15 protein-coding genes are annotated in these 16,731 nt (G+C 52.7%); 9 read left to right on the top strand and 6 right to left on the bottom strand.

Annotated features, from left to right (window positions below; translation table 11 throughout):
* The 6 genes from dnaE to tilS all read left to right on the top strand — a co-directional run bounded on the left by dnaE (nt 1) and on the right by tilS (nt 10,502).
* Nucleotides 1-3,483 carry a DNA polymerase III subunit alpha gene (gene dnaE, locus AC07P6_RS24635; protein WP_182236460.1) on the top strand — a complete coding sequence of 1,161 codons (3,483 nt, stop codon included), beginning with the start codon at nt 1-3 and terminating at the stop codon, nt 3,481-3,483.
* Between the two features lie 12 nt (nt 3,484-3,495).
* Nucleotides 3,496-4,455 carry an acetyl-CoA carboxylase carboxyl transferase subunit alpha gene (gene accA / locus AC07P6_RS24630; protein ID WP_181483496.1) on the top strand — a complete coding sequence of 320 codons (960 nt, stop codon included), beginning with the start codon at nt 3,496-3,498 and terminating at the stop codon, nt 4,453-4,455.
* A gap of 190 nt (nt 4,456-4,645) precedes the next feature.
* Nucleotides 4,646-6,448, top strand: coding sequence for a chitinase (locus tag AC07P6_RS24625; protein ID WP_182236462.1), 1,803 nt, complete (start codon nt 4,646-4,648; stop codon nt 6,446-6,448).
* Nucleotides 6,449-6,525: 77 nt separating this feature from the next.
* Nucleotides 6,526-8,664, top strand: a complete 2,139-nt coding sequence (locus AC07P6_RS24620; RefSeq protein WP_478317083.1) for a lysine decarboxylase LdcC — start codon at nt 6,526-6,528, stop codon at nt 8,662-8,664.
* Between the two features lie 62 nt (nt 8,665-8,726).
* The gene (locus tag AC07P6_RS24615; protein WP_112215840.1) at nt 8,727-9,116 is read left to right on the top strand and encodes a VOC family protein; all 390 of its coding nucleotides are present in this window, start codon (nt 8,727-8,729) and stop codon (nt 9,114-9,116) included.
* Between the two features lie 69 nt (nt 9,117-9,185).
* Nucleotides 9,186-10,502 (top strand): tRNA lysidine(34) synthetase TilS, encoded by a 1,317-nt coding sequence (gene tilS, locus AC07P6_RS24610; protein ID WP_478317082.1) that lies wholly within the window; start codon nt 9,186-9,188, stop codon nt 10,500-10,502.
* Between the two features lies 1 nt (nt 10,503).
* Here tilS and rof read toward each other — a convergent pair whose 3' ends face one another.
* Both rof and AC07P6_RS24600 read right to left on the bottom strand, forming a co-directional pair.
* Entirely contained in the window at nt 10,504-10,764 is a 261-nt protein-coding gene (gene rof / locus AC07P6_RS24605) for a Rho-binding antiterminator (RefSeq protein ID WP_110272453.1), read from the bottom strand.
* Complete coding sequence (locus tag AC07P6_RS24600) at nt 10,751-10,951, bottom strand: YaeP family protein (RefSeq protein WP_110272452.1); 201 nt, start codon at nt 10,949-10,951, stop codon at nt 10,751-10,753. Before AC07P6_RS24600 ends, rof begins: the two co-directional genes overlap by 14 nt.
* A 196-nt stretch (nt 10,952-11,147) precedes the next feature.
* Here AC07P6_RS24600 and AC07P6_RS24595 point away from each other — a divergent pair, with 196 nt between their 5' ends.
* Genes AC07P6_RS24595 through nlpE form a run of 3 tightly spaced genes read left to right on the top strand, consistent with a single transcriptional unit; the run spans nt 11,148 to nt 12,845 of the window.
* Complete coding sequence (locus AC07P6_RS24595; RefSeq protein ID WP_112215841.1) at nt 11,148-11,693, top strand: YaeQ family protein; 546 nt, start codon at nt 11,148-11,150, stop codon at nt 11,691-11,693.
* The gene (arfB, locus tag AC07P6_RS24590) at nt 11,690-12,103 is read left to right on the top strand and encodes an alternative ribosome rescue aminoacyl-tRNA hydrolase ArfB (protein WP_110272450.1); all 414 of its coding nucleotides are present in this window, start codon (nt 11,690-11,692) and stop codon (nt 12,101-12,103) included. Before AC07P6_RS24595 ends, arfB begins: the two co-directional genes overlap by 4 nt.
* Before the next feature lie 40 nt (nt 12,104-12,143).
* Complete coding sequence (gene nlpE / locus AC07P6_RS24585; RefSeq protein ID WP_110272449.1) at nt 12,144-12,845, top strand: envelope stress response activation lipoprotein NlpE; 702 nt, start codon at nt 12,144-12,146, stop codon at nt 12,843-12,845.
* Here nlpE and AC07P6_RS24580 read toward each other — a convergent pair whose 3' ends face one another.
* The 4 genes from AC07P6_RS24580 to rcsF all read right to left on the bottom strand — a co-directional run bounded on the left by AC07P6_RS24580 (nt 12,846) and on the right by rcsF (nt 16,664).
* Entirely contained in the window at nt 12,846-13,667 is an 822-nt protein-coding gene (locus AC07P6_RS24580; protein ID WP_142512265.1) for a YaeF family permuted papain-like enzyme, read from the bottom strand.
* A gap of 55 nt (nt 13,668-13,722) precedes the next feature.
* Nucleotides 13,723-15,441: a proline--tRNA ligase gene (gene proS / locus AC07P6_RS24575; protein ID WP_112215843.1), complete on the bottom strand. Its 1,719-nt coding sequence runs from the start codon at nt 15,439-15,441 to the stop codon at nt 13,723-13,725.
* Nucleotides 15,442-15,552: 111 nt separating this feature from the next.
* Complete coding sequence (gene tsaA / locus AC07P6_RS24570) at nt 15,553-16,260, bottom strand: tRNA (N6-threonylcarbamoyladenosine(37)-N6)-methyltransferase TrmO (protein WP_478314906.1); 708 nt, start codon at nt 16,258-16,260, stop codon at nt 15,553-15,555.
* The gene (rcsF, locus tag AC07P6_RS24565) at nt 16,257-16,664 is read right to left on the bottom strand and encodes an Rcs stress response system protein RcsF (protein ID WP_110272445.1); all 408 of its coding nucleotides are present in this window, start codon (nt 16,662-16,664) and stop codon (nt 16,257-16,259) included. Before rcsF ends, tsaA begins: the two co-directional genes overlap by 4 nt.
* Between the last annotated feature and the right edge of the window lie 67 nt (nt 16,665-16,731).

Genomic DNA, 16,731 nt, shown 5'->3' with positions numbered 1-16,731 from the left:
ATGGCTGAACCACGTTTCGTACACCTGCGGGTGCACAGCGACTATTCCATGATTGATGGGCTGGCGAAAACCGGACCACTGGTGAAAAAGGCAGCCGGACTTGGCATGCCAGCGCTGGCGATCACTGATTTTACCAACCTCTGTGGGCTGGTGAAGTTCTATGGAACGGGACATGGCGCCGGGATTAAACCGATTGTCGGTGCGGATTTTCACGTCCAGAGCGATTTGATGGGTGATGAGCTGACTGAGCTAACGGTGCTGGCAGCGAATAACGTCGGCTATCAAAACCTGACGCTGCTAATCTCCCGCGCTTATCAACGCGGTTACGGCGCATTGGGGCCGTGGATCGATCGCGACTGGTTGGTCGAACATCAGGAAGGCCTCATTCTGTTATCTGGCGCGCGCAAGGGTGACGTTGGCGTAAGCCTGACGCGCGGTAACATGGCGTTGGTCGAGCAGTGCGTCTCTTTTTATCAGCAGTATTTTCCCGATCGTTACTATTTAGAGCTGATCCGCACTGGACGCGCTGATGAAGAGAGCTATCTTCATGCGGCTGTGCAACTGGCGGAAGAGTGCGGTTTACCCGTTGTCGCGACTAACGATGTCCGTTTTCTGGAGACCGGCGACTTTGATGCGCATGAAATTCGCGTAGCTATCCACGACGGTTTTACCCTTGATGATCCTAAGCGCCCGCGCAACTACTCGCCGCAGCAATATATGCGCAGCGAGGAGGAGATGTGCGAGCTGTTCTCTGATATTCCGGAAGCGCTGGAAAATACCGTTGAAATCGCCAAACGTTGCAACGTTACCGTGCGGCTTGGCGAATATTTCCTGCCGCAGTTCCCGACCGGGGAAATGTCGACAGAAGACTTTCTCGTCGTCAAATCAAAAGAGGGGCTGGAAGAGCGCCTCGAATTTTTATTCCCGGATCCTGAAAAGCGCGCAGAATCCCGCCCTCCATATGATGAACGTCTGGATATTGAACTCCAGGTTATCAACCAGATGGGGTTCCCAGGTTACTTCTTGATCGTTATGGAGTTTATCCAGTGGTCGAAAGATAACGGCGTGCCGGTAGGTCCTGGGCGAGGCTCCGGTGCGGGTTCGCTGGTGGCCTATGCGCTGAAAATTACCGACCTGGACCCGCTAGAGTTTGACCTGCTGTTCGAACGTTTCCTTAACCCGGAACGTGTTTCAATGCCCGACTTCGACGTTGACTTCTGTATGGAGAAACGTGACAGGGTTATCGAACATGTGGCGGAGATGTACGGTCGTGACGCGGTCTCGCAGATTATTACCTTTGGTACGATGGCGGCGAAAGCGGTTATCCGCGACGTGGGCCGCGTGCTGGGACATCCATACGGGTTTGTTGACCGCATATCCAAGCTAGTGCCGCCCGATCCGGGTATGACCCTGGCAAAAGCTTTTGAGGCTGAACCACAGCTTCCGGAAATTTACGAAGCCGATGAAGAAGTCAAAGCACTGATCGATATGGCGCGTAAGCTGGAAGGGGTCACGCGTAACGCGGGTAAACATGCCGGTGGTGTCGTTATCGCGCCGACTAAAATTACCGATTTCGCTCCGCTATATTGCGACGATCAGGGGCAAAACCCGGTTACTCAGTTCGATAAAAACGACGTGGAATACGCGGGGCTGGTGAAGTTCGACTTCCTTGGCTTGCGTACGCTGACGATCATCGACTGGGCGTTGAAAATGATCAACCCACGTCGGGCGAAGCAGGGCCTGGAGCCGATAGATATCGCGGCTATCCCGCTCGACGATAAAAAAAGCTTCGATATGCTGCAGCGCTCGGAAACCACAGCGGTATTCCAGCTTGAATCCCGCGGCATGAAAGACTTGATCAAACGCCTGCAGCCCGACTGCTTCGAAGATATGATAGCCTTGGTGGCCCTGTTCCGTCCGGGCCCGCTGCAGTCGGGCATGGTAGATAACTTTATCGACCGTAAGCACGGCCGTGAAGAAATCTCCTATCCAGACGTGCAGTGGCAGCATGAGTGTCTGAAACCGGTACTGGAGCCGACTTACGGTATTATCCTGTACCAGGAACAGGTTATGCAGATTGCCCAGGAACTGTCCGGTTACACCCTCGGCGGCGCAGATATGCTGCGTCGTGCGATGGGTAAGAAAAAGCCGGAAGAGATGGCCAAGCAGCGCGGCACCTTTGAAGAGGGTGCGAAGAGTCGCGGCGTGGACGGTGAACTGGCGATGAAAATCTTTGACCTGGTGGAGAAATTCGCGGGTTACGGATTTAACAAATCGCACTCTGCCGCTTATGCGTTAGTTTCCTATCAGACGCTGTGGCTGAAGGCGCACTATCCGGCTGAGTTTATGGCAGCGGTAATGACTGCGGATATGGACAACACCGAGAAAGTGGTCGGTCTGGTTGATGAGTGCTGGCGCATGGGATTGAAAATCTTGCCGCCGGACATTAACTCTGGCCTGTACCATTTCCACGTCAATGACGATGGCGAAATCGTTTATGGTATCGGCGCCATCAAAGGCGTTGGTGAAGGCCCGATTGAAGCGATCATTGAAGCGCGTAACCAGGGCGGTTATTTCCGTGAGCTGTTTGATCTTTGCGCGCGAACTGATATCAAAAAGCTAAACCGTCGGGTACTGGAAAAACTGATTATGTCCGGGGCGTTTGACCGCCTCGGCCCGCATCGCGCGGCGTTGATGAATTCGTTGAGCGATGCGCTGAAGGCTGCCGATCAGCACGCCAAAGCTGAAGCGATTGGCCAGGCTGATATGTTTGGCGTTCTGGCAGAAGAGCCGGAACAAATTGAACAATCCTACGCTAACTGCCAGCCGTGGCCGGAACAGGTGGTGTTGGAGGGCGAAAGGGAGACCCTGGGGCTGTATCTGACCGGGCACCCGATTAACCAGTATCTGAGAGAGATCGAACGCTATGTTGGCGGCGTACGACTCAAAGACATGCATCCGACCGATCGTGGTAAAGTGACCACAGCGGCGGGGCTCGTTATTGCGGCGCGGGTCATGGTCACCAAGCGCGGCAATCGTATCGGCATCTGTACGCTGGATGACCGTTCCGGGCGTCTGGAGGTGATGTTATTCACCGATGCCCTGGATAAATACCAGCAATTGCTGGAAAAAGACCGCATACTTATCGTCAGCGGACAGGTCAGCTTTGATGACTTCAGCGGGGGGCTTAAAATGACCGCTCGTGAAGTCATGGACATTGACGAAGCCCGGGAAAAATATGCTCGCGGGCTTGCTATCTCGCTGACGGACAGGCAAATTGATGACCAGCTTTTAAACCGACTCCGTCAGTCTCTGGAACCCCATCGTTCGGGAACCATTCCAGTACACCTCTATTATCAGAGGGCGGATGCGCGCGCGCGGTTGCGTTTTGGCGCAACATGGCGCGTCTCTCCGAGCGATCGTTTACTCAACGATCTGCGTGGCCTTATCGGCTCGGAGCAGGTGGAACTGGAGTTTGACTAATACAGGAATACTATGAGTCTGAATTTCCTTGATTTTGAACAGCCGATTGCAGAGCTGGAAGCGAAAATCGATTCTCTGACTGCGGTAAGCCGCCAGGATGAGAAACTGGATATTAATATCGATGAAGAAGTGCATCGCCTGCGCGAAAAAAGTGTAGAGCTGACGCGCAAGATCTTCGCCGATCTTGGCGCATGGCAGGTCGCTCAGCTGGCACGCCATCCACGTCGCCCATACACCCTGGATTATGTTCGCCTGGCTTTCGACGAATTCGACGAACTGGCTGGTGACCGTGCTTACGCTGACGATAAAGCTATCGTCGGTGGGATTGCGCGTCTGGACGGGCGTCCGGTGATGATTATCGGCCACCAAAAAGGGCGCGAAACCAAAGAGAAAATTCGTCGCAACTTCGGGATGCCGGCACCAGAAGGCTATCGTAAGGCGTTGCGCCTGATGGAGATGGCTGAGCGTTTTAAAATGCCCATCATTACTTTCATCGACACTCCAGGGGCTTACCCGGGAGTGGGAGCGGAAGAACGCGGCCAGTCTGAAGCGATTGCCCGTAACCTGCGTGAAATGTCACGCCTGAGCGTACCGGTTATCTGCACCGTGATTGGTGAAGGTGGTTCCGGCGGCGCGCTGGCTATTGGCGTGGGCGATAAAGTGAATATGCTGCAGTACAGCACTTATTCCGTTATCTCCCCGGAAGGCTGTGCTTCCATTCTGTGGAAGAGCGCCGACAAAGCGCCGCTGGCCGCTGAAGCGATGGGTATCGTCGCTCCGCGTCTTAAAGAGCTGAAGCTGATTGACTCTATCATTCCGGAGCCGCTGGGCGGCGCGCATCGTAATCCGGAAGCGATAGCGGCGAGCTTGAAAGCTCAACTGCTGGCTGACCTGGCAGACCTCGACACTCTGAATGAGGAAGAGCTGCTCAACCGTCGCTATCAGCGGCTGATGAGCTACGGTTACGCCTGATTATCAATATCATTTTTTATCTCTAAGGGTCGGATTTTCCGGCCCTTTTTTTATGTGTTGTTTACTGATGCGAGATGAGATCAGTGAGAGGTAATGTGATTAGCAGATGATGCCGTTCTTCCCTAAAACTGCAGCAACTGCCAGGTATTGCGACCCGGCAGGCAGTTAACAAGGATAAAGGAGAAATACTATGGCATTGTATAAAACCGTCGCGTTGAGCGCCGTGGCCGCAGGGATCATGTTAAGCCTGGGGGCCGCACAGGCCGCACCGTTACTTGGTGCAACAGAAGCGACAACCATTAAAGCGAGCGATCTGAGCGCTAAAGAAAAAGCATTAACCGACTTCCCACTGATGGATGCGGTAAAATCATCCATTCAGACGCTGTCTAACAGTGAAGTTGAAAAAATTGAACCGGGTCTTTCGACCAACCCGGCAAACGTTAAACGTGTTGAGGGTATGCTATCTGAGCAAGATTGGGACTATCTGTTCCCGATGCGTGCTCCGGAATATACTTACTCCAACTTCCTCAAAGCGGTTGGTAAATTCCCTGCTGTTTGCGGTACCTATACCGATGGTCGCGACAGTGATGCCATCTGCCGTAAATCTCTGGCAACCATGTTTGCTCACTTTGCGCAGGAAACTGGTGGCCATGAAAGCTGGCGTGATATTCCTGAATGGCGTCAGGCTCTGGTCTATCTCCGCGAAGTAGGTTGGGTAGAAGGGCAGAAAGGCGGCTACAACGGCGAATGTAACCCGGATATCTGGCAGGGGCAGACCTGGCCGTGTGGTAAAGACAAAGATGGCGATTTCCTTAGCTACTTTGGTCGCGGGGCGAAACAGCTCTCCTACAACTACAACTATGGCCCATTCTCTGATGCCATGTACGGCGGCGACGTTCGTCCGCTGTTGGATAAACCGGAACTGGTTGCTGATACCTGGATGAACCTGGCGAGCGCCGTCTTCTTCTTCGTTTACCCGCAGCCGCCGAAGCCATCTATGCTGCACGTTATTGATGGTACCTGGCAGCCAAACGATCACGATAAAGCAAACGGTCTGGTCACGGGCTTTGGCGTGAGCATCCAAATTATCAACGGCGGCGTAGAGTGCGGTGGTGCGGAAGAGAACGCCCAGTCTCTTAACCGTATCGCTTACTACAAAGAGTTTGCTAACTATCTGAAAGTACCGATTGCCGATGACGAAGTTCTCGGCTGTAAAAACATGAAGCAGTTTGATGAAGGCGGCGCGGGCGCACTGCCAATCTACTGGGAAGAAGATTGGGGATGGAGCGCAGAGACCTCTGATGGCAAAACGAATGCTTGCCAACTGGTAGGCTATCAGACGCCATATACTGCCTTTAAAGCGGGTGACTATGCGAAATGCGTCCAGGGCCACTTCAACGTCAACATCGTAGACGACAACGGTCAGGCTGAAGACTCGACAACTGATACCACTCCGGTTACGCCCGAAGATACCACGCCGGCGCAGGAGACTAACGTTGCGCCAGTTGCCCGTATCTCTGGCCCGATCGGCGCTATCGAAGCCGGTGCCCAGGTTTCTCTGAGTGCTGAAGGCTCTACCGATGCTAATGGCGACAAGCTGAGCTACACCTGGATGTCTCAGGATGGTCAAACTATTAGCGGTCAGGATAAAGCTGTTGTCACTTTTACCGCTCCGGAGAAAGATCAGGATGCGCAGTACGTTGTCAGCCTGACGGTAAGTGATGGCTTGCTGTCCAGCACGACGACTTACACGCTGAACGTGAAGGCCAAAGCGGCTGCTGCAGATGAAGCTACAGATGGCAAAGATAGCGGCACCATCAGCTATCCTTCCTGGAGCAGTACTCAGACCTGGAAAGCGGGCGATATCGTTAATAGCCACGGCGCACTGTATCAGTGTAAACCGCTACCGGAAGGTGCATGGTGTAACGTTGCGCCGACTTACTATGAACCTGGTGCTGGTATTGCCTGGGGTGATGCCTGGAAAGCGTTGTAATATAGATAAATCCGCCAGTGCTAAGCACTGGCGTGATTGTTATGATGCTTCCCTCAGGTAAATTCCAGGAGGAAAGCGTGAATATCATCGCCATCATGGGCCCCCATGGCGTCTATCACAAAGACGAACCGATCAAAGAACTGGAAGCCGCCCTGCAACGGCAAGGCTTCCAGACCATCTGGCCGCAAAACAGCGCCGACCTGTTGCAGTTTATCGAACATAATCCGCGGATCTGTGGGGTTATCTTTGACTGGGATGAGTACAACGTTGATTTGTGCAGCGAGATTAACCAGCTGAATGAATACCTGCCGCTATACGCCTTTATCAACGCGCATTCGACGATGGATGTCAGCGGTCAGGATTTACGTATGACGCTGTGGTTTTTCGAATATGCGCTTGGGCTGGCGGAAGAGATCGCGACCCGAATTGGCCAGTACACCCGCGAATACCTCGACAACATCACGCCACCGTTCACTAAAGCATTATTCAACTATGTGCAAGAGGGAAAATATACCTTCTGCACCCCTGGGCATATGGGCGGCTCTGCCTATCAAAAAAGCCCGGTAGGCTGCTTGTTTTATGATTTCTTCGGCGGTAATACCTTAAAGGCCGATGTTTCTATTTCGGTGACGGAGTTGGGGTCGCTGCTCGACCATAGCGGCCCACATCTGGAGGCTGAAGAGTATATTGCGCGTGCTTTCGGCGCGGAACAAAGCTATATGGTGACCAACGGGACTTCAACGTCGAACAAAATTGTCGGCATGTATTCCGCTCCGGCGGGAAGTACCCTGCTTATCGATCGCAACTGCCATAAATCGCTGGCGCATTTACTGATGATGAGTGACGTTGTGCCGTTATGGTTAAAACCGACGCGCAATGCGCTGGGGATCCTCGGCGGTATTCCGAAGCGCGAGTTTACCCGCGATGTGATACAGCAAAAGGTAAATGCTGCGGGTGGTGCTGGATGGCCTGTACATGCGGTGATCACCAACTCCACCTATGACGGACTGTTGTACAACACCACCTGGATTAAAGAAACCCTCGACGTGTCGTCGATCCACTTTGACTCTGCCTGGGTACCCTACACCCATTTTCACTCGATCTATCAGGGAAAAAGCGGCATGAGCGGCGATCGCATTGCCGGGAAAGTTATCTTTGAAACGCAGTCGACGCATAAAATGCTGGCGGCGCTGTCGCAGGCTTCGCTTATCCATATTAAAGGCAGCTACGACGAAGATACCTTTAATGAAGCTTTTATGATGCATACCTCGACCTCGCCGAGCTACCCGATTGTCGCCTCCATCGAAACGGCTGCGGCGATGCTACGTGGTAACTCCGGCAGGCGCCTTATTCAGCGTTCAATTGAACGGGCGCTTGATTTTCGCAAAGAGGTGCAGCGGCTACGTGAAGAGTCTGACGGTTGGTTCTTTGATATCTGGCAGCCGGAAGAGGTGGGGGAAGCGCAGTGCTGGCCAGTCGCACCGGGTGAACAGTGGCACGGCTTTCAGGATGCCGATGATGACCATATGTTCCTCGACCCGGTGAAAGTGACCATTCTGACGCCCGGAATGGATGAGCAAGGTAATATGGATAATGAGGGTATCCCAGCCTCGCTGGTGGCGAAATTCCTCGATGAGCGCGGTGTGGTGGTTGAAAAAACCGGGCCGTATAACCTGTTGTTTCTCTTTAGTATCGGCATTGATAAAACCCGCGCAATGGGACTGCTGCGTGGGTTGACGGAATTTAAGCGCTCTTACGATCTGAATCTGCGAGTGAAGAATATGTTGCCAGATCTCTATGCTGAGGATCCGGATTTTTATCGCAACATGCGCATTCAGGAACTGGCTCAGGGTATTCATCGCTTGATTCGCCAGCACCAGCTTTCTCAACTGATGCTGCGTGCCTTTGATGTTCTGCCTGAGATGAAAATGACACCTTACCGAGCCTGGCAGCGGCAAATTAAAGGTGAAGTGGAGACCATTGAGCTGGAGAATCTGGTCGGACGCATTTCAGCCAATATGATCCTGCCGTATCCACCGGGAGTTCCGCTGCTGATGCCTGGGGAAATGATTACCGAAGAGAGCCGGGCGGTACTCGATTTCCTGTTAATGCTGTGTTCGATTGGGCGCCATTATCCGGGTTTTGAAACCGACATCCACGGGGCGAAACGTGATGAAGACGGCGTGTATTGGGTTCGAGTCTTAAAAAATGACTAAGTGCTTGCGCGATTACGGGTGGCGCGAGTAACTTTGCAGGCTTCAACAGGAGGGGTTTTACGATGCTGGGTTTAAAACGGGTTCACCATATCGCCATCATTGCGACGGATTATGCGAAGAGTAAAGCTTTCTACTGCGACATTTTGGGATTTACTCTCCAGGGTGAGTTTTACCGTGAAGAGCGCGATTCGTGGAAGGGCGATCTGGCGTTAAATGGCGAATATGTCATTGAACTGTTTTCTTTCCCGTTTCCTCCTTCGCGCCCAAGCCGTCCTGAAGCCTGCGGATTACGTCATCTGGCGTTTAGCGTTGATGACATTGATGCCGCCGTTGCCCATCTTGAGGCGCACGGTGTCGCTTGTGAAGGCGTACGTATCGATCCGTTCACCGATAAGCGCTTCACCTTTTTCAATGATCCCGATGGCTTGCCGCTGGAAATCTATCAACAGTAATTCTTGTCAGAAGGTGTCCTGCCGGGTAACGTGCCGGACACGCTTTCCTCAGTCAGTACTCACATGATGATGATCTCAGATCTTGCGCAAACGCTCCAACCGTACCGCCAGTTTTTGCTGGCCTTCAGCGGCGGGCTGGATTCGACCGTTCTTTTGCACCGCCTGGTCCGTTGGCGTGAACAAGATCCAACCATTCAACTGCGGGCGATTCATATTCACCACGGGCTAAGCGCCAATGCCGATGGCTGGGTGGCGCACTGCCAGCAAGTTTGTCAGCAGTGGCAGGTGCCGCTTTTAGTCGAACGAGTGGTGCTCGGCGATGAGGGGCTGGGGATTGAGGCTCACGCGCGGCAAGCTCGCTATCAGGCATTCCGTATGGCGCTTTTGCCTGGAGAAGCACTCGTTACCGCACAACATCTTGATGATCAGTGTGAAACCTTCCTGCTGGCGCTTAAGCGGGGGAGTGGACCGACCGGATTATCGGCGATGTCGGGTGAATCTAACTTTGCCGGAACGAAACTGTTGCGCCCGCTGCTCAATGAACGTCGCGAGTCGCTATATCAGTGGGCAATGACTCATCAGCTCACCTGGATTGAAGATGAAAGTAACCAGGATGATGCTTACGACCGTAATTTTCTCCGCCTACGTGTCGTTCCGTTACTCAACGCACGCTGGCCGCATTTTGCTGAGGCCGTAGCCCGTAGCGCCAGCCTGTGCGGCGAGCAGGAACAACTGCTTGACGAAATGCTTGCAGCGGAGCTCGCCACGCTGATGGCGGAGGACGGTTCTCTGGCTGTCGAGCCGTTAACTACGCTGAGCGCGCCGCGTCGGGCTGCGCTGCTGCGGCGTTGGCTCGGTGCGCACAATGCGCTGATGCCTTCTCGCGATGTACCGGAGCGCATCTGGCGTGAAGTCGCACAGGCGCGAGAAGATGCATTTCCTTGCCTACGTCTGGGCGATTTTACCGTTCGTCGTTATCAGCAGCGGCTGCATTGGGTTAAGTATATTCCGGGTCAGACAGAAGCCGTGCTGAGCTGGCCCGATATTTTAGAACCGCTGTTGTTACCCGCTGATCTTGGTGAGCTGGCGTTACAACCTGGTGGGGCGTTACGTGAGCCGAATCAGGGAGATACGGTGACAATACGCTTTCGCGCCAGCGGTAATCTACATATCGTGGGCCGCCACGGTGGCCGCAAGCTGAAGAAGATATGGCAGGAACTGGGCGTAGCCCCTTGGCGTCGTGATACTACGCCGTTACTGTTTTATGGCGAAACGCTGATTGCTGCCGCCGATGACCTGTTTGTCACGCAAGAGGGGCGAGTAGAGCAAGGTAAAGGCGTACAGATGGTGTGGAGGAAAACGGGTGACCAGGGCCACCCGTTTTGATTCAGGACTCACTGACCACGACGGTACCGATTTCCGGGTGGCTGAAACTGGCGATTTTATCCAGGCGTAGCTCGCGGACGTCGCCGGCGAGTTCCACTACCAGATACTCGATGTTTTTGCGCGAGATCAGATCGTTGGCCTTCCCTTGCAGCTGTTCGCCATCTTTGAGCGCCAGCGCCAGAACTAAATGGTGCTGGCAGGCAAGTTCGAGGTTGTCATAATCATCGCAATTGATGGGTTGATAAGTATCATTCATTGACATAATCGCTCACCAGTAAGTTTGCTGCCGCATAAGCGGCCTTTTCCCTGACTGACTCAGAAAGGGCCTGATCCGCCGCAATCTCATTCAATGTTTTCAACACGCAACCGAGCGCGTCCGAAATATACCCCAGATCCCCGCTGGCTATTTCCGCATACCGCTTGCGTATTAACTCACAATATTTGTCCACATGCCCTCCTGTCAGCATCCTGACTCAACCGTGGGATGTAAGTTTAAGCCTACGAAGATAAACTCTGTTTAGCAAGGTGACTATACCATAGTCATTTAAGCAATATCAGCAGGATGAAACGGGATCCTTTGATTGCTGACAGCCTTTTGTCGTGAGTTTAGCTACAATGTACGCCATTTTTATTAGGAGTTTATTCATGGCGCTGAAAGCGACGATTTATAAAGCGACGGTGAACGTGGCTGACCTGGACCGTAACCAGTTTCTGGATGCCAGTCTGACGTTAGCTCAGCATCCGTCTGAAACCCAGGAGCGCATGATGCTGCGGCTGCTGGCGTGGATCAAATATGCCAACGAGCGTCTGCAGTTTACCCGCGGTTTGTCTTCCGATGATGAAGCGGAGCTCTGGCTGCTTAACGATCATCTGGGCGTTGATTTATGGATTGAACTGGGGCTGCCTGACGATCGGCGGATTAAAAAAGCTTGCTCACGGGCACAAGAGGTTGCGCTGTTTGCCTATAATAGTCGGGCGGCTGAAATTTGGTGGCAGCAGAATAAGAGTAAACTGGCACAGTTTTCGAAGCTGACGGTCTGGTATTTGGATGATACTCAACTGGCGCAGCTCAGTGCATTTGCCGATCGTACGATGATACTGCAGGCGACTATCCAGGATGGCAGTATCTGGTTATCCGACGCTAAGAATAATCTGGAAATTAACTTAACGGCCTGGCAAACACCCGCATGATTACCATTAGCCGCAGCGTGGCGATTGCGGATGAAGAGATCTCTCTTTCCGGTATACGTGCGCAGGGCGCGGGTGGTCAGCACGTGAATAAGGCATCAACGGCTATTCATTTGCGCTTTGATATTAAGGCATCAAGCCTGCCTGAGTATTATAAGGAACGTCTGCTTGCTGCCAGCCACCACTTAATTTCTGCTGACGGTGTGGTTATCATTAAGGCTCAGGAATATCGCAGCCAGGAAATGAATCGCGAAGCGGCGATTGCTCGCCTGGTTGCCCTAATACAAGAATTAACCGCAGTGCAAAAAAGTCGCCGGGAGACGCGACCGACTCGGGCATCCAAAGAGCGTCGACTTGCCTCTAAGGCGCAAAAATCCTCAGTCAAAGCGCTGCGTGGGAAAGTTCGTCCTTAAGGCGTGACGAACGGGTGGAATGGATTATAAGGAATTTACAGTGAAGAAAATCGTATTTTCAGTCGTGGCGGCCTGTTCGCTTTTTGCGCTGTTTGGCTGTAATCATCGTTCGGAAGTTGAAACGTTACAACCTACACCGATGGAAGAGCTCAAACCGATGCAGCAGAGCTGGCGTGGCGTATTGCCTTGTGCCGATTGTGAAGGTATCGAAACCACGCTCTTTCTGGAGAAAGATGGTACCTGGGTCATGAATGAACGCTATCAGGGGGTTAGCCGCGAGCCTTCCTCTTTTGCTTCCTACGGTATCTGGGCGCGCACTGCCGATAAACTGGTGCTGACTGATAGTAAGGGCGAGAAGTCTTATTATCGTGCAAAAGGCGACAAGCTAGAAATGCTCGATCGTGACGGTAATCCCATTGAGTCGACGCTGAATTATACGCTTGAGTCGGTCAAAGCCAGCCTGCCGATAACACCGATGGCGATGCGTGGAATGTACTTCTATATGGCGGATGCGGCGACATTTACCGATTGTGCGACCGGTAAGCGAGTGGCTGTGGCTAACAACGCTCAGCTCGAGCGTGGCTATGCTGCTGCGCGTGGTACAGATACACGTCCAGTATTGCTGGTGGTAGAAGGGCATTTTACCCTCGAAGCTAACCCTGATACGGGAGAGCCGGTTAAAGTTCTGGCGACGGATTCTGCAGGGTCGTTTTATCAAAACAAAGATTGCAATACTCGTTGATTAATTCAGCCCTACGAGGCGGCTTGTTTTAATATAGACCCCCAGCTTTAGATGCCCGGCGTACAGTAATTGTGTTTCGGGCTTAAAGGTGGAAACGTCGCCTTCGCGCATATGCAGCAGGTCTGAGGGGCTAATCCAGCCCGGCTGCGCCATTGTCAGCGGATGCCCGGCTTTAGCGAAGGCATCGCTGACAAACTCAGAACAAAACCAGGTTTTCTTATCTTCGGGAGCAATGTCGCTTAGCTGAGCTTTGGCCAGACCGTTAACGCACTGTTGGCGAAAATCTCTGGAGAAAGGATTCAGAGAACACATCTGCTTTGTCATCATAAAAGGGATGAATTCAATAATGCCGCGATAGTTATAGCCGCTGTCTTTATTTTTATAAGCGAAGTTTTTAATTTCTGCGGCCTGTTGAGGTGTGAGGTCTGGCGCCCTTAGGGCAAATAGTTTATCGCTGTGCTGCATTGCTTGCTTAAGGGATACAATCTGTACTCCAGCGCCTGTGGCTTCTGCAACCTGGCTATCCCCGAGGTAGATGGCGACGTGGCTAACGGAAGATGTGCTGAAAGCACGGATCCCCAGCGATGTGACGCCAATACTGGAAGAGAAAAGCAAGTCTCCGGGGCGCAGGTCTTTTTCGCTAATCTCAAGCAGTGCTTTATCTGTAATTGAGCCCTGACGTTGAAGTTTGATTGCCCATTGTTTTGATTGCTTGTTAATAGTCGATTCTGAAGGATCAGGCTGGCTGAGGTCCATCGTACAGGCGCAAAGCAATACAGATATGAGAAAAAGTAAGCCGTAACTTGCAGCTCGGTTAGCCATGATTACAATCCTTGTAAAAAAAGAGGCTCTGAAAAATCAGAGCCCCTTTTTGGTATTAACCTTTAATTTGTGCGACCAGGTAATCTACGATATCGCCGGTCTTGATCAACTGTTTCTCTCCGTGACGACGGTGTTTATACTCAATATCGTCGTTGTCGAGGTTGCGATCGCCCAGCACAATGGTGTGTGGGATACCAATTAGCTCCATATCGGCAAACATCACGCCCGGACGCTCTTTGCGGTCGTCCATCAGTACTTCGATACCTTGAGCGGTCAGCTCAGCGTACAGCTTCTCGGCCAGCTCCTGCACACGATAGGATTTGTGCATGTTCATTGGCAGAATAGCAACCTGGAACGGTGCAATAGCTTCCGGCCACAAAATCCCGCGATCGTCAAAGTTCTGCTCAATGGCCGCAGCCACCACACGAGTCACCCCGATACCGTAGCAACCCATGGTCAGAATCTGGTTGCGACCATCTTCGCCCTGTACGGAGGCTTTCATCGCTTCTGAGTACTTGGTGCCTAACTGGAAGATATGACCCACTTCAATACCGCGTTTAATCAACAGTGTCCCCTGACCGTCTGGGCTAGGGTCACCGGCAACAACGTTACGAATGTCAGCTACTTCTGGAGTCGCTACGTCGCGATCCCAGTTAATACCGAAGTAGTGCTTACCATCCACGTTCGCGCCAGCGGCAAAATCGCTCATTGCCGCAACGGTGCGGTCAATAACCACGGGAATCGGCATGTTGACTGGCCCAAGAGAACCTGGACCTGCTTTCACAACGGCGCGGATTTCTTCTTCGGTGGCGAAGGTTAACGGGCTGGCAACCTGCGGCAGCTTCTCGGCTTTGACTTCGTTCAGCTCGTGGTCGCCGCGAACCAGCAGGGCAACCAGAGGATATGCGCTGTCTTCTACCGCTTTCACCAGCAGGGTTTTCACGGTTTTCTCGATTGGCAGATTGAACTGCTCAACCAGTTCGGCGATGGTTTTCGCATTCGGCGTATCGACCAGCGTCATTTCTTGGGTTGCATCAGCGCGTGGTTCTTTCGGCGCAACAGCTTCGGCGAACTCAATGTTGGCCGCGTAATCGGAAGAATCAGAGAAGATCACATCATCTTCGCCGCTCAGCGCCAGTACCTGGAATTCATGGGAAGCGCTGCCGCCGATAGAGCCGGTATCAGCCTGCACCGCACGGAAATCCAGATCCATACGGGTGAAGATTTTGCTGTAGGCCTCGTACATCTTGTCATAGGTCTCTTGCAGAGATTCCTGAGAAGTATGGAAAGAGTAGGCATCTTTCATCAGGAATTCGCGTGAGCGCATGACGCCAAAGCGAGGACGGACTTCATCACGGAACTTTGTTTGAATCTGGAAGAAATTCAGCGGCAACTGCTTATAGGAGTTCAGCTCGTTGCGAATCAGATCGGTGATGACTTCTTCATGAGTCGGACCGAGTACGAAAGGACGATCGCCTCGATCAGCAATGCGCAGCAGTTCCGGGCCGTACTGCTCCCAACGTCCGCTCTCTTGCCACAGTTCAGATGGCTGAACGACCGGCATTAACACCTCGATCGCACCGGCGTTGTTCATCTCTTCACGCACGATGTTTTCGACTTTTTTCAGGACGCGCACGCCGGTCGGTAACCAGGTATACAACCCAGAGGCCAGCTTGCGGATCATCCCGGCGCGCAGCATCAGCTGATGGCTGATGACTTCGGCGTCGGCAGGTGTCTCCTTCAGAGTGGAGAGCAGATATTGGCTAGTACGCATGTTGTTACGGTTCCATTTGGGCGATCGGTACAGGCCGAAAGCCAGCCTGACACAAAAAAAGTGGTTTAGTTTACCAGTGTGGCAAAGATGCCAAAAGAGAGGAAAATAAAATTAGCGTGGTTCGAGAGAAAAGACTTCAAAACCGGACGAAATCACCCGCCAGCGCACGTTAAAATCAAGCAGCCAGACGGCATATGTTTTTCCTGCTTCTTCTTCCTTGCGATAAGCCGGTCGCGGATCTTGCGCTAGTACTTCGGTGATAAACATCTTCAGCCGTGGGTAGCGTTTTTCCAGCGTCAAAAGCTGAGCTTCTGTTTCTGGCGTGAAGCAGACCGCCATTTCCGCCAGCGGAGCCTGCTGAGCATAGCTGGCGCTGGCGTCTGGCAATGCCTCTGCAAACGGCAGGTAAGGTTTTATGTCGACCACTGGAGTTCCATCTACCAGATCCAGGCTCCCTAGCTCAAGAATAACCTGCTCTTTCTGACAGCGAATACTTTTTAGCTCAACCAGCGACATGCCTATTGGGTTAGGGCGAAAGGTTGAACGGGTGGCGAATACGCCCATCCGCGCATTTCCTCCGAGGCGAGGCGGGCGGACGGTTGGGTGCCAGCCGCCTTCCATCGTCTGATGAAAAACAAACAGCACCCAGAGATGACTGAAATCCTCCAGGCCGCGTACGGCATCGGCCTGGTTGTAAGGAGGCAAGAGGTGTAATTCGCCGCCACCATTTTTGACCAATCCAGGCTGGCGGGGGACGGCAAACTTTTCTTTATATGGCGAGCGAATCACGCCTATCTGTGCAAACTGAAAGGCACTCATTGCGCCGAAACGTTAAGAGCCGAGCCAAAGCAAACAGCCTGACGGTAACAGCCTGGCGTACCGCTGGTGACTTCACAACGATGCAGCAAAACGGCATTCGCTTGCATTTTTGCAGCGTTAACCTGCATACGTTTACGGGCTGTCGGGATATTTGGCGGAGAGTCTTGATTCGATGCCTGACATGATTCACCGGTAACTTCGTCCAGTTCGCGGAAAGGTTTACCCACCAATTCTGCGGCATCAGTATAGATTCTTACCGGAGCCGGACGCGTCGCTTTCGGCTTTGTCGGTTCTGATTTGGCTGGCGGACTTACCATACTTTGTGCAGGGCCAACAGGAGATCTGCTTAACATCGAACAGCCGCTTAACATGAGTGCTAACAAACAGACCGGTAAAGCACGCATAGTATTTCCTCAGTAAATAATAAAACAGGGCGCTATTGAATCAGGTGCTTGCATAAATGACAAGGCG

This window comes from Klebsiella sp. GFKo11 (assembly GCF_056490265.1).
This window is presented reverse-complemented; position numbering and strand designations above follow the sequence as displayed.